We start from the raw sequence: 11,419 nt of genomic DNA, 5'->3' as shown, positions 1-11,419 counted from the left end.
GAATCCGCGTTTTACCCCCGGTTCTGCTGGCGCCATTACGCCGCCCATCCCCGGCTCCTTTACGCCGCCCCGCGACACCTGCAACTTCAGTGATGCCGACGGCACATTGTCTGCCGCTGCGGATTCAGCTTGCTTCGCCGCCTCGCGGCGAGCTTCGTTCTTCGCCACCGTGTAGTCGCCATAAGCCATTCGATCGATTCGAGCGAAATCGAGCCCATGTTCGTCACACAGAAAGCGAAGGTCCGCCAGCATGCCGAGAACGGTCTGCTCGATTCCTACCGGAGTCGCCGGATCGGATTCGAACGTCTGGTCTGCAACACGCCACGTCTTGAGGGATTGCCCGACACGCACAACCCGCATGCGCGGGCTGTAGATCAGGTCCTCGGAGAACTCCGGCATCTCTGCCGGAACCTTGATGTCGACAGAAACCGTGTCTGCCGTGTTGGTCTGCATATCCTGCTCCTGATGACGCGAAGCAGGATCCCAAGCGGGAACGTGCCCCGCATGGGTTGAGTAAAGGCGGCAAAGCCGCTTCTGGCTGGAAATGGCCCAGCTACCGTCGAAACTGCCGAGAATCTTACCAGAACAGCGGCATTCCGGGCCTAGTCGGACTTGACGTCACTGGTGGTGTCGGAATCCGGTGGCGATACGGGTCTGTTCTGGTGCGTCTTGGTCGTCGATCCGGATGTGCCGCTCAAAACCCTCCCAACGTCGGTGTCGACCTTCGGATCGAAGAAAACTACTCTGCCGCCTTCGGCGATGATCCGGCTCATTTCATCCATTCGCTCTTGCGTCAGTACGTCATTTTGCCGGCCATGCAGCGCTTGATGACTGGTTCCGAAAATGCTCGCTGGCGAAGGCTCCCAACTGCCATCCGCAGTCTGCGACCAGTGCTTCGGCGTGAACGCAAGACCATCCTGGTGAGGTTGAGCGTCCGGCATGCGCAGATCGTCGTTGGTGATCGGCATATTCTGGTCGAGGGGAAGCTGTTCGCCCGACGAAAATCGCCCGCCCATGAGGGTCTTCAAATCCTGAAGGACGTAGCGACCGACGTCCTCGGGAGGTGGCATCCGGTAATTGGCCGGCTGACGCAATTCCTGTTGGAACTCTGGCGGCTCGGACCGCTTCTGGAGCTCGTCCCGAGTGACGATTTCTGCAACCTTGGGCATTTCGCCGCGCTCCATGCGGATAACGACATCAACAGCTTCTCGAATCAGTTCGACCCCGGGGCCGCCCAACACTCGCGTCATTCTTGCGAGTGCTTCGTCAACGCTGCTCGCATACATAGTCGCCAGGCCAGCACCATAATAAAGCCAGGAATTGAGAACGCGGAGTGCAGTGTTGTCCCTGATTTCATCGAAAGCCACTCGGCGATGGCCAAAGGCGGGAAATCCACCCGGCCAAAATTCGTTATGCACAAATCGCTTTACGTTCGGCCCGAACTCCGGGCCCTCCTGAACGAACTGGCAAAGCACGAATTCTTCCCGCGGCGCCCGGACCGACATCTCATTGAGCAGGACGTGCATCAGGGTCGTCTTTCGGGATCCAACAGTACCGATGATCAGAATCGATTTGCGCTGGTCAATCAGCTGCTCGAAGTGCCGGCGCTGCTCGAACGAAATGGTCCCATCCGCCTGCAAAGCATCGAGCGTCGTCGGGAAAGGCTTCGGTACCCTGAAAATGTCCGTGAGGCTCGAGAAGTCGATGTCCCACGTCAGAGCATCTGGATACCCGAGTTCCGCCAAGCGTATACGCAGATCGTGGTCGGAAAACAGAAAGAATCGCACCGCGTTATCTTCACCGACCGCCAACTTGGCGTTCAGCGCAGCCAGGTTGTTCTGGCCAAGCGCACGCGCGAGAGCTTCAAGGACATGGGCGTGTTGAACGCCCGGCAACTGTTGCCTGGCCGCCCGCTTGAGTTGATTGAAGGAATTCCGGCTGAGAAATGCTGACGGCATGACGAGTCCTTTTGATCAAGGTCTACATACCGGCGATTCCATGCAGACCTGACAAAAGGTCGTCCTGCGAAATGAGAGTAAGCCGCCTGTTTAACCCGCCGGCAGGTTGGGATGGCATCCAGCGGATAGCCTAGCACACGCCCCCAGGCGCAGCAATTCCCTCCGCGGAAATGAAAAACCCGCCGAACGCCCCGAAGATCGAGACGTGCGGCGGGTTCATTCAGAGCTGGATCAGCTTGTAGTCATTGAGCACGACGCTGCGTGCCTTGCGAAGTTCCGCCTGGATCTGAGCGTCCGTCGGGTCCTTCATGTAGTACGAGACAGCGACGTCATCGCCGCCGTCACGGTGAATCCATGCGTCGACGCGATGTGTGTAGCCTTGCTTCTTGTACTTGGCGTCGTTGTTGGCCATTCGACGGGCAGCCTTCTCCCGCCCTTTTTCGAACTCCGCATTGAGCTCGCCCATGAAGCATCGCTCGCACTTCTTCTCTCGGTTCGTTCGCACGGTATCGGGATCGAAGGCGGGCTTGCCGCACTTCACACACGCGATCACGCCGATCGTCTCGAGCAGCCGGCTCATGTCACCGACCTTCGCATCTGCGAAAGCGAGTTCTTTCTCATGGACGAACGCATTTCCGCCGCCGTCCGACATGGTCACCGTGATCTGGAAACCGTACTTCGAATTCATCCAGGAACACGGGGAGACCTCGGCCTTCAGGATTGCGCCAGCGACTTCGCGCGAGACACTCGCCTTTTTGAGATCCGTTTCCGGACTGGATTGCTGATTCATAGCTCCGCTCCTGTGCAATGTACGCGAAGCAGACGTCCCGGCGGGATGAATGCCCCGCAAGGGTAGATAGCCGGGGTTCCGGCCGACATGGAAGTGCGGAAAAATCCGCGTTTGGCTGGAAAATGGCCCAGCTACCAATCAAAGCAAAGGCATTGTGCCATAGTTTCCTGACAGGAAGTAATCGCACAAAAAAGGAAACCCGCCAGCACCCCGAAGGGACTGGCGGGTCGTCAGCTGCATCAGATCACTACGAGCGCTGCTTTGCAACGGTCTGGGCGGCCGCGTACTTCTCGGCCATCGTATCGAGTCGGTCGGTTTCGACGCTCGGCGTGTCGTACGAGTTCATGCCTCCCGGATTCGACCCACGCCAGGCGGTGCAGGCGGCTTCCATCGTCGGATGCCCCGTCGAACACCACATGAAGGTGTCGTAGTCGTACTCGACATCCCATTCCGGATCGTCACCCGTCTGGTAGTAGTCGAAGAATCCCCGACTCCAGGTGCCGTTCCGGCTGGGCCACACTACGTTTTCGCGATTTCGGCTCATTGCGGTTTCAAAGATGACGAGGATGTCTCCCGCGCGGGGAGACATCCCCGCGCGGGTTTGGACATCAAGCCCGGTCACGCTTACGCGGCCGGGCCATCTTGAACGGACGAAATCTCCGCACGTTTCAGAACAGCGCTGCCTGCTGCAACTGGCGTTGCTGAGCTGGCAACGGTACGGCCATATCAACGACCGGCACGACATCCGCCAGTCGCCCTTCCACCTCGAACGGGTTTGTGTCCCACGTCGAGCGTCTCAGCTTGGCATTGAAGCCAGCCTCTCCGTTTCCGACCAGCGGGGTCAACCGCCGGGCACGCCCCCACTCACGGACACGAAAACGTTGGATCGTCACGGTCTCGTTTCCGATCTGGAAATCGATCGGATCGCGGAACACGATGACATCTCCGGCGTTCGGCGCCGCGGCACTCTCGAGCGACTTCTGCTCGTATGCCCTGCGCTGAGCGTCACGCCAAGCTGCGGCGTTGTCCAGGTTTCGGCCCGATCCGGCGGGTATCTTCTCGATCGGCGTGAGCTGATTGAAAAGCGACCTCGGCATGGACGTCTCGCCCGGGTCGGAGAACTCCCAGATCGGCTTCCAGCAGAACTCTTTCTGGTCACGGGAGATCTTCACGAATTCCGCATAGTTGAAGCCCTCGCCAGTCACCTTGATCGTCATGCGCACGACGAACCAGAGACCGCCTCGCCCGGGCTTTCCATCGACAACCTCGTAGGTCGCCACGTCGTTTTCCACCTTTTTCCCGGCGTAGTGGGTGTCGACATGCCGCAACATCTCCATTGCCGATTTGCCCGGAATATTCCGGGTACCGCTGTAGCCCATAGTCTGCTCCTGAGTAGCTCGAAGAGGCAGACACCCCATCCGGGATGCCTGCTCCCCGATGAGTTAGTGAACAACAGCCAACGCAGACGACGCGACGGCCCCGTTGAGATCGGACCAGCTTGCAAACCGCTGATCCGAGATACACCACGGCGCCGACTCGTAGCCGGGCAACATCCGGATCGCCTTGGCACGGAGGGCCGAGATGATCTTGCCGGCGAGCAACGACGGGTAGTCGTCGAGCCCTTCGACCTGGCACTCGTATCCCTCACAAAGCTTCAGGATTACCACCGGCTCCGGCAGCGTCGCCATCGGTAGGTAGGCGTGCGGGACCTGGATCTCGCACTTGCCATACTGCTTGGTGACCGCCTTGACGTTCGCCTTGAACAGCTCGCCCGCGATCCAGGTTCCGGCCGCTGCACCGCGGTAATCCAGCTTCAGATGCGGCAGACAGATCTGGTGCTGCACGGCGTAGGCCGCGAGCGTGCTGATGTGGGCGTTCGAGCAGAGATAAATTGCCATCTTGTACTCCTCATTGGAAATTGCGAGGAGCACACACCCTGAGGGATGTGCGTCCCCACAGGGTTAAAACATGAGCGCCACCTCGATGGCGGCTCCAAAAAAGCGAATCAGGCTGCAGCTTGAAACGTAACGCTGCCGCGCTCGATCAGCCGTTCTGCGAAGTCCTCGACCTGGTAGTTCGGATACCACCAGACGTTCCCGAGAACAACGATGCTGCCATCGTCCAGCAAATCGATTGCATCGGAGAGCATCGGCGCGTCCGTCAGGGCACCGACGTCGACAGGGGCGATCCCGAAGAGCTTCGCGTTACCCAGAAAGCCCAACTGATCGAGCATGTCGTCCAGGAACCGGACGTCGTTACCACCTACGCGGCCCTTGATGTCCTCGAGTATCTCGCGGTCACGATCGTTTTCGATCAGGAACTTGAGATTTCCCGTGGCTTCGATGATGTGTTTCATGACGCTTCCTATAACTTGGGCAAGGAAGCGTCCCCGGCGGGAATGCTTCCCCACCAGGGTTGAGTTGTGATTCAACGTCCGTCGCCTTACGAACGAGCGGCGCTGACTTCTAAATCGAAACTGAGTTTCATCACTGCGCCGACAAACGAACGATCTTTCCCGGCTTGTAAGCAACAAACTCGGTCGATGTGTTCCACTGTCCGCCCAGATGCCCGAGGGAATCGGTGAACTTCAGATCCCTCGCAACACGTTCGACTTCGGTTCCGTATTGCGACCTGTCGAGGTCACAAATCCGGAACTTCATGCCCAGATCGGCAACACGAGCTCTCATTCCAGCCGCTCGGAACGCCTGTCGTACGTCCACGCTGGTGACGGCGATCGGAAGACCGGGTGCAGCATTGGAGCAGAGAATAGCGGCCATCTTGTACTCCTCAATGGAGAAATCGTGAGGAGCACGCACCCAGCGGGGATGTGCGTCCCCACAGGGTTAAAAAATCGACGGTCAGCTATTGAGCCATTCGTCGTGTGTCTTGATTTTCCACCCGAGTGCCTTGGCCGACTCGACGTAGATCTGGTACTCGTCGTCGTTCGTGCCGCGCCACCCGGCGATTCCGCGTTCCGCCAGCGTGACCTCCGCGCTGCCTTCCCGCGACATGAGCGCAGCCTCGAAGGCGGCCCTGCAACGCCAGGCGATCAGGTACTCCTTGCCGGGCTCGGCGCAGTGGAGCTTGACGACGTTGCCCTCCACGGCGTCCGGCTCGGCACAAAAGGCCATCGTGTGTCCGTTGTAACCTTCCGGAAGAAACACGACACGCGCGGGCCGTGATGCGACGCCCGACAGCGGGGCTTCCTGATGGATAGCAGACTGGATATTCATACGCTACTCCTGGGACGAGCGAGAAGCGCCCACGCGGGAGCAACATCCCGCAGGGGTAAAAAATGGAACGCACCGTTGACGGTGCAGAGAGATCGCGGCCGAGAACACGGCCGGGAATGGCTGGTTTCGGCCCAGCTACCGGGTAAATCAAGGGAAATTATACCCGGAATTTCTCGACAGGAAGCCAGAACGATTCCCGACCGCCGCCGTCAGTCGGAAGGCATTCGCCCGGAGGCAGTTCTTCAGCATGGGAAGAATGTAGCAAGGCCCGGAAACCTCCCGCAACGGGATTTCCGGGCCTGTCTGGGACAGCGAGACGCGATCGGGCCGGCTTAGAAGCCCGACGTCTTGCGGTTGTCGGTTTCCTGCGTGAGGGTCAGGAATTTGCCGCGCTTGTCGAAATTCACGACGGTGATGATGTCTTGGCCCGTGGCAGCGCCGACACCGACCAGCGCCAGGGCTCCCAGGTGCGCTTCGCCGTAGTGGAACGTGGCCGTGGAGGTGCCATCCGCGTTCGTGACCGTCTTCATCGGCTGGCCGAGCTTGGCTTCGACGTCGCTCAGCGTGCTCACGCCTTTGACGAAACTGGTGTTGACGCTGGCGTCCGGCTTGACGCCTTGCGTGAAAGAGCAGGCGGCGACGTTCAGCAGAGCGGCGGCGGCAATCGAAGCGACAAGCAGTTTGCGAATCATGTTTTTGTCCTCGTAAGCGGTTTGTATCGACGCGGGTGCGTCGGATGTAAAGTCATCTTATCGGTGGCGAACCCGGATTCAAGTGCCCTTCTTCGCCGGAGGCAGGCGTGTCCTGCGGCGAGCAGCATCTTAACGGTCTCGCCACCCTTCCGCGTCAACCTCCTGGGTCCAAAACGCGAGCTCCGGCCAAACCGGAAGCTGGTGACCGGGCCGCAGTGCGCAGAAGCCGGCGTGCGCGAGTCCGTTGATGCCAGCGTAGGAGCGTAGGAACAAGGCCAGTCGGATCGTTTCCCCATCCCCGTCGTACTGGTCGTCCTGGATAATCTCCTCTCTGGAGAAACCGAGGTGCAGTCCCGCCGCGAAGGCCCACGCCGTCGCTTCCGGATCGGAACTCTGAATGACCGCCCTGTAGAGCGGCGTGTCCGGGGGCAGGCCCATCTCCCCCACTTGGCGGAACATTTCACTGCGACCGGCGTACAGGTTGCCGCACATCAGATGTCGAAAGCGCTTGGGGGTGATCGCTAGATGCGCGCCCTCGTGCAACAGAACAGAAATCCGGCACGCCGGATCCACCAGCAGCTCGCCGCGCTCGATGCGCACGCTCTCGGTGAAGCCGGTCGCACCCGGCTCATACCGCGCCGGAATGCCAATTTCGTTGAAGAAGGTGAGTACGCGATCGAGCGTACCCGGCCTGTATTTGGGTCGTTTGTTCATTGGATCGAATATCGGCGCTCGCTGCTTCCAGCAGTCTGCCACACCCTTGTTATATCCACGGGAAGCCCCGACGATACCGATAATCTCACCGGTTTCTAGACCTTTCGCGGCTCACCCAAAATGCGATCGCCCGCGCTCAGGGGCGCGGGCGACAGGGTATTGCGATGATCAGCGTGCGCGGCTCGGTGTCAGCCGGCCGGCGCCGCGGTCGCCTCGTGTCTTGGAATGACCTGCTGATCGTCACTCAACAACCTGTTCGAGACCTGGATCATAGTGCCGACTTCGAGCTTTTTCATCGGCTGGACGAATGGTGCGAGCCCTTGGCTGAGCTCGCCGGCGACCAGCTCTCCCCTCAAGCCGTTGAGGAAGTCTCGCCACCAGTGATCGACGTGCGGGCCGAGATCGCGGATATCAGCCATCTCCTTCTTCAGCGCATCGAGACTCTTGATCAGTTGTTCAGCCTTGGCATGCAGTTCTTCACGGCTATCGCTCAACTCAACGAGCCGGTACAGTTGCCCTGGTCGGACAATGAGTTCGAACCTCTCTATGTACTCCTCGCCGCCCGTAAAGGCATCGAACAGATCTCGATAAGCGGCCAAGTCAGCGGCCAGGCCCTTGAGGAGGTAGTCCTGTGTCTCCGGACTCCACTCGGTGTAAGGCTTGGATGCCGCGAGGAGACGATCTAGGTCGAATCTGGACGTCTCGAAATTTCGGGGCATCGCGCGTGGAATCGCGTCCCTTCCGCCGAACTGCGTCACCTCGGAGAGTCTGAACAGGATTGCCCATACGACTCCTGCGGTGGTCTCAATCTTGCCACAGATGCTTTCTATGGCCTGCTCGTGATCATGCACCCGACCACTTTGCTCGCGAAGATCCTTGATTCGCTCCTGCACCTTCCCGTCCATCAGGCCTCGAGCGATGCGTGTTAGACAATCGGACTGCTCCAGCATGGCGAGATCCGAACTACCGCTGGATATTGCGCGAGCTTCCGCCAGCAGGGCACCCGTAACAGCGCCCGGCTCTACTCTCTGCAACAGATCCATCAGCACATACGCTGCGTCGAAATCATATCCACGATCGCTTGCCATGATCCCCTCTCGCCGAATCGGTTCCCGCCACGAAGTTTCCGTCAGCATACCCGAAATGCAAACGCCCGCATCCGGTCGGGACCGGAATGCGGGCGTCTATTTCGTGCTTCAGGGAATCAGTGCGCCAGGCTCGTGGCGAACAACTGGCGCGACACCGACTCGCGCATGGACTTCAGCTTCTGAACGCAGGCCTCGACGAGGTCCTTGTCCTTGGCTTCCTCGGCGTTTTCCTTTACCGTCGAAACGAGGAAGTACTGCCGGGGCGACTGGCTGTCCGTACTGAAACCATAGTCGGCCAGAATCCGGTCGAGACGGTCCATTGCCGATTCGCCGGATACCGCCGCTTCAACTGCGCTTTCTGCCATGACGTTCTCCTTCTGGTGCTTTTCGAAGCACTCACCCCGGACAGAGATAAGTGCCCCGCCCGGGGAAAGGAGCCCGCCCCCCTTGCGGGATGGCCGGCTCCTGGAAGTCGGCCTTGCGGCCACGTCAGATACGGCCAACCGGCATCGCTGGCTGGCTGCGAACGGATACATCACGCTGCGTCGAGCGCTTGGGCAGCGTCGTCGCACTGCTCCGCCGGCGCGAACGTGATTTCGTAGGGATCGACCGGTTTCTGAGCTGCAGGGCCCGCGCGAACGGACGCCTCCCGCTGTGCGCGTTGTCTGGCCAGCTGCTCGTCGAGATATGCGATCGTACGGTTCTTCGATTTGCGCATGATGGATTCCTAAAAGAAAGTGACTTTTCGGAGTCCACGCTCCCTCCAGGGGAACATGGACCCCAGGGGGCTGAAGAAGGAGTGGCTTACTCAGCCTTTTCCGCGATTTGCCAGCCGGCCGTGCCGAACTGGGCGTCGAGCTGGTCGCCGGTCAGGCGATCAGCGTTGTCTCGGCAGTCACCATCGGACTTCTGAGGGTGAAAATAGCCGCAGCAACCGCAGTCAATCACTTCGATGAAGGGCATCGTCTACTCCTTGAAAAATGCGAAGCAGACGTCCCGCGCGGGATGAACGCCCCGCGAGGGTGAGCACCGAACGGTGCGAGGAAGGTTACGGCCCAAGATCGGCCGATTTGGCTGGTTTCGGTCCAGCTACCGTGAGAAGCGCCCCCATCATACCAAAAATTTCCTGACAGGAAGCTGTGAATCTGTCGCTGCGGCCGATCAGTGCTGGAGAATCGCTGCGCCGATTACGAAAACGACACCGGCAGCGAAGATCGCCGCGCAGACGTACCACTGTCGCTTCAACTCTTGATCCCGGAAACCTCGTCCAAGACCTTGAAGACCTCGACAACCTCTTTTGCGTTCGCCCGGGACACCCTGTAGTGCGTCTCGCTGACTGGCACGAAAAGGTACGTATCCTCGCCCACAATCGTGCTGCCGGCCGACGTCAGCGCATTGTTCCATGCGCGCGATCGCGGCTTGACCTGCGCCGTCCCGGCCAGCCACTTTTCAATCTCTCTCTTCGAGTACACCCGGTCATGAAGTAGTTCGACCGACATCCCCGTCCCCTAATAGCCAGTAACCGCGACCAGGCCGATCATGCCCGCGCAGACCAACGGTACAAAGGCCAGCTTCCATTTCCCGGCCCGGGAGCACCAAGCGCCGGCGCCAGCCAGCGCCGCGGCCTCAACACCCTGAGCGATGCTCCACGCGTGCATGGCTGTGGAGCTCATGCGATCAGGAAGGCTTGACGATCCTTGCCGGCGATCCATGCCGGCGGCTTGCCCATGCCGCTCCAGGTCTTGTCCGAGTTCGGATCCTTGTATTTCTGCGTGACGGGACTCCGTGCCTTGCGCTTCTTGACGGTCAGATCGGCCGTCGTGATCTCGTAGTCTTGCATCAGTTGCCTGATGGTGTTGATTGCGTCGCCACGCTCCTTATTGCGGGCTTCTTCGATTTGCTTTTCGAGCGCCGCGTGTTGGGCGAGAAGGTCTTTGTAACGATTGGCCATACCAGGTATGTTCCCTATTTATCTCGGCAGTGAACTCTATCACTGGTCCGCGCCGCACATTTTATCGCCAGAACGCGTGGAGACAAGCGATCCTCATAAATGCTTTCCGATTCCAATGAGGAACTTGGACTGCCACAAAAACAAAACCCGCCAAACGCCCCGCGGAGCGGGACGTTTGGCGGGCGGGATTACCACTTCACTTACGGGCGCGATGACTCGCCTTGAGTAACCTGCTTCCGGGGAAGCTGGTTCGCGCAGCGGGCCATGTCCTCGATATGACTGTCCCGCATTTCATCTGCGAGTCGCAGGCCTTCGAGTAACGACTCCACCTCGAACTGCTCAGTGGAAAAATTGTGCTCGACGATCCATTGACTGCTGGACTGTCGAACGATACAGATCCACTGGCGAAACTCGCCGTTGCTCGCGACGGTCAGGCGAAATGCACCGTCCGGCAGCAGTTCGAGGCTGGGGAAAAGCTCCTGAATTGCCGCGAACATCTCCGGTGCCGCCACGAACAAAGGGCGGATGGCTGCGTATTCTGCCTGGCGCTCGACCAGTTCCGGATCCACCCCGCCGTCTCGGCGATCGTCTCGATCGGTCTCCTTCCAGTCCTCGAGGAACTGGTCGGCCAGACCGAGGAGACGGTCAGCATCGGCCGTCGAGAAGCACGAGGCGGCAGGCGTTGCGGAGGTCACCGGGACGGTGCTCGTGCCAACCGACAGATAGTTGATCTCCGCTTGCTGAGCGAGCTCCGCCAGAAAAGCCACGTCCTTTTGAGCTGTCGTCGCGCCGGCCGGCGCCTGAAACCCGACATCGATTCGAATACCGTCGTAAGCCAGGTAACCCTCGAAAGCTTCGATGACTTGGGATTGAGTGTTGTTCATGCGCTACTCCAAGATACGTGTGAGAAGCGCCCCCTAGTGTAGCGTTCGATTCTTGATTGAACGTAAATGAATCGCCTGCCTCCAACGTCTACTTTGGTTTGCATTGGAG

General features: G+C 59.5%; 18 protein-coding genes. All 18 read right to left on the bottom strand.

Annotation, left to right across the window (positions count from 1 at the left end; all coding sequences use genetic code 11):
- A partial coding sequence (locus BDO18943_RS41545) for a hypothetical protein (RefSeq protein ID WP_175026616.1) occupies window positions 1-453 on the bottom strand: 453 nt, incomplete at its 3' end.
- Between the two features lie 149 nt (window positions 454-602).
- Window positions 603-1,958 carry a P-loop NTPase family protein gene (locus tag BDO18943_RS41540; RefSeq protein ID WP_025496162.1) on the bottom strand — a complete coding sequence of 452 codons (1,356 nt, stop codon included), beginning with the start codon at window positions 1,956-1,958 and terminating at the stop codon, window positions 603-605.
- A 220-nt stretch (window positions 1,959-2,178) separates the two neighbouring features.
- On the bottom strand, window positions 2,179-2,748 hold the full coding sequence (locus BDO18943_RS41535) for a hypothetical protein (RefSeq protein ID WP_025496161.1): 570 nt from the start codon (window positions 2,746-2,748) through the stop codon (window positions 2,179-2,181).
- Window positions 2,749-2,995: 247 nt separating this feature from the next.
- Window positions 2,996-3,292 (bottom strand): hypothetical protein, encoded by a 297-nt coding sequence (locus BDO18943_RS41530; protein WP_025496160.1) that lies wholly within the window; start codon window positions 3,290-3,292, stop codon window positions 2,996-2,998.
- 124 nt (window positions 3,293-3,416) lie between these two features.
- The gene (locus BDO18943_RS41525) at window positions 3,417-4,127 is read right to left on the bottom strand and encodes a DUF6927 domain-containing protein (RefSeq protein ID WP_025496159.1); all 711 of its coding nucleotides are present in this window, start codon (window positions 4,125-4,127) and stop codon (window positions 3,417-3,419) included.
- 63 nt (window positions 4,128-4,190) lie between these two features.
- Window positions 4,191-4,646: a hypothetical protein gene (locus BDO18943_RS41520; RefSeq protein ID WP_025496158.1), complete on the bottom strand. Its 456-nt coding sequence runs from the start codon at window positions 4,644-4,646 to the stop codon at window positions 4,191-4,193.
- A gap of 107 nt (window positions 4,647-4,753) precedes the next feature.
- Window positions 4,754-5,104 carry a hypothetical protein gene (locus tag BDO18943_RS41515; RefSeq protein ID WP_025496157.1) on the bottom strand — a complete coding sequence of 117 codons (351 nt, stop codon included), beginning with the start codon at window positions 5,102-5,104 and terminating at the stop codon, window positions 4,754-4,756.
- A gap of 130 nt (window positions 5,105-5,234) precedes the next feature.
- The gene (locus BDO18943_RS41510; protein ID WP_175026615.1) at window positions 5,235-5,525 is read right to left on the bottom strand and encodes a hypothetical protein; all 291 of its coding nucleotides are present in this window, start codon (window positions 5,523-5,525) and stop codon (window positions 5,235-5,237) included.
- Between the two features lie 81 nt (window positions 5,526-5,606).
- Window positions 5,607-5,981: a hypothetical protein gene (locus tag BDO18943_RS41505; RefSeq protein ID WP_175026605.1), complete on the bottom strand. Its 375-nt coding sequence runs from the start codon at window positions 5,979-5,981 to the stop codon at window positions 5,607-5,609.
- A 332-nt stretch (window positions 5,982-6,313) separates the two neighbouring features.
- Window positions 6,314-6,673 (bottom strand): hypothetical protein, encoded by a 360-nt coding sequence (locus BDO18943_RS41500; RefSeq protein WP_175026614.1) that lies wholly within the window; start codon window positions 6,671-6,673, stop codon window positions 6,314-6,316.
- A 129-nt stretch (window positions 6,674-6,802) separates the two neighbouring features.
- Window positions 6,803-7,387 (bottom strand): hypothetical protein, encoded by a 585-nt coding sequence (locus tag BDO18943_RS41495; protein ID WP_175026613.1) that lies wholly within the window; start codon window positions 7,385-7,387, stop codon window positions 6,803-6,805.
- A gap of 188 nt (window positions 7,388-7,575) precedes the next feature.
- Window positions 7,576-8,475 (bottom strand): hypothetical protein, encoded by a 900-nt coding sequence (locus BDO18943_RS41490; RefSeq protein WP_175026612.1) that lies wholly within the window; start codon window positions 8,473-8,475, stop codon window positions 7,576-7,578.
- A 116-nt stretch (window positions 8,476-8,591) separates the two neighbouring features.
- The gene (locus BDO18943_RS41485) at window positions 8,592-8,840 is read right to left on the bottom strand and encodes a hypothetical protein (protein WP_175026611.1); all 249 of its coding nucleotides are present in this window, start codon (window positions 8,838-8,840) and stop codon (window positions 8,592-8,594) included.
- 170 nt (window positions 8,841-9,010) lie between these two features.
- Window positions 9,011-9,193, bottom strand: a complete 183-nt coding sequence (locus tag BDO18943_RS41480; RefSeq protein ID WP_175026610.1) for a hypothetical protein — start codon at window positions 9,191-9,193, stop codon at window positions 9,011-9,013.
- 86 nt (window positions 9,194-9,279) lie between these two features.
- Window positions 9,280-9,438 carry a hypothetical protein gene (locus BDO18943_RS41475; protein WP_175026609.1) on the bottom strand — a complete coding sequence of 53 codons (159 nt, stop codon included), beginning with the start codon at window positions 9,436-9,438 and terminating at the stop codon, window positions 9,280-9,282.
- Between the two features lie 278 nt (window positions 9,439-9,716).
- Window positions 9,717-9,974, bottom strand: coding sequence for a hypothetical protein (locus BDO18943_RS41470; RefSeq protein ID WP_175026608.1), 258 nt, complete (start codon window positions 9,972-9,974; stop codon window positions 9,717-9,719).
- Between the two features lie 170 nt (window positions 9,975-10,144).
- Window positions 10,145-10,426: an H-NS histone family protein gene (locus BDO18943_RS41465; RefSeq protein ID WP_175026607.1), complete on the bottom strand. Its 282-nt coding sequence runs from the start codon at window positions 10,424-10,426 to the stop codon at window positions 10,145-10,147.
- Between the two features lie 200 nt (window positions 10,427-10,626).
- The gene (locus BDO18943_RS41460) at window positions 10,627-11,310 is read right to left on the bottom strand and encodes a hypothetical protein (RefSeq protein WP_175026606.1); all 684 of its coding nucleotides are present in this window, start codon (window positions 11,308-11,310) and stop codon (window positions 10,627-10,629) included.
- Window positions 11,311-11,419 lie beyond the last annotated feature (109 nt).

It is taken from the genome of Burkholderia aenigmatica, assembly GCF_902499175.1.
Classification (GTDB): domain Bacteria; phylum Pseudomonadota; class Gammaproteobacteria; order Burkholderiales; family Burkholderiaceae; genus Burkholderia; species Burkholderia aenigmatica.
This window is presented reverse-complemented; position numbering and strand designations above follow the sequence as displayed.

What these genes read in the sequence shown, in the direction of transcription:
- BDO18943_RS41540 (WP_025496162.1), bottom strand. Translation starts at nt 1,958, where the DNA reads ATGCCGTCAGCATTTCTCAGCCGGAATTCCTTCAATCAACTCAAGCGG.
- BDO18943_RS41535 (WP_025496161.1), bottom strand. Translation starts at nt 2,748, where the DNA reads ATGAATCAGCAATCCAGTCCGGAAACGGATCTCAAAAAGGCGAGTGTC.
- BDO18943_RS41530 (WP_025496160.1), bottom strand. Translation starts at nt 3,292, where the DNA reads ATGAGCCGAAATCGCGAAAACGTAGTGTGGCCCAGCCGGAACGGCACC.
- BDO18943_RS41525 (WP_025496159.1), bottom strand. Translation starts at nt 4,127, where the DNA reads ATGGGCTACAGCGGTACCCGGAATATTCCGGGCAAATCGGCAATGGAG.
- BDO18943_RS41520 (WP_025496158.1), bottom strand. Translation starts at nt 4,646, where the DNA reads ATGGCAATTTATCTCTGCTCGAACGCCCACATCAGCACGCTCGCGGCC.
- BDO18943_RS41515 (WP_025496157.1), bottom strand. Translation starts at nt 5,104, where the DNA reads ATGAAACACATCATCGAAGCCACGGGAAATCTCAAGTTCCTGATCGAA.
- BDO18943_RS41510 (WP_175026615.1), bottom strand. Translation starts at nt 5,525, where the DNA reads ATGGCCGCTATTCTCTGCTCCAATGCTGCACCCGGTCTTCCGATCGCC.
- BDO18943_RS41505 (WP_175026605.1), bottom strand. Translation starts at nt 5,981, where the DNA reads ATGAATATCCAGTCTGCTATCCATCAGGAAGCCCCGCTGTCGGGCGTC.
- BDO18943_RS41500 (WP_175026614.1), bottom strand. Translation starts at nt 6,673, where the DNA reads ATGATTCGCAAACTGCTTGTCGCTTCGATTGCCGCCGCCGCTCTGCTG.
- BDO18943_RS41495 (WP_175026613.1), bottom strand. Translation starts at nt 7,387, where the DNA reads ATGAACAAACGACCCAAATACAGGCCGGGTACGCTCGATCGCGTACTC.
- BDO18943_RS41490 (WP_175026612.1), bottom strand. Translation starts at nt 8,475, where the DNA reads ATGGCAAGCGATCGTGGATATGATTTCGACGCAGCGTATGTGCTGATG.
- BDO18943_RS41485 (WP_175026611.1), bottom strand. Translation starts at nt 8,840, where the DNA reads ATGGCAGAAAGCGCAGTTGAAGCGGCGGTATCCGGCGAATCGGCAATG.
- BDO18943_RS41480 (WP_175026610.1), bottom strand. Translation starts at nt 9,193, where the DNA reads ATGCGCAAATCGAAGAACCGTACGATCGCATATCTCGACGAGCAGCTG.
- BDO18943_RS41475 (WP_175026609.1), bottom strand. Translation starts at nt 9,438, where the DNA reads ATGCCCTTCATCGAAGTGATTGACTGCGGTTGCTGCGGCTATTTTCAC.
- BDO18943_RS41470 (WP_175026608.1), bottom strand. Translation starts at nt 9,974, where the DNA reads ATGTCGGTCGAACTACTTCATGACCGGGTGTACTCGAAGAGAGAGATT.
- BDO18943_RS41465 (WP_175026607.1), bottom strand. Translation starts at nt 10,426, where the DNA reads ATGGCCAATCGTTACAAAGACCTTCTCGCCCAACACGCGGCGCTCGAA.
- BDO18943_RS41460 (WP_175026606.1), bottom strand. Translation starts at nt 11,310, where the DNA reads ATGAACAACACTCAATCCCAAGTCATCGAAGCTTTCGAGGGTTACCTG.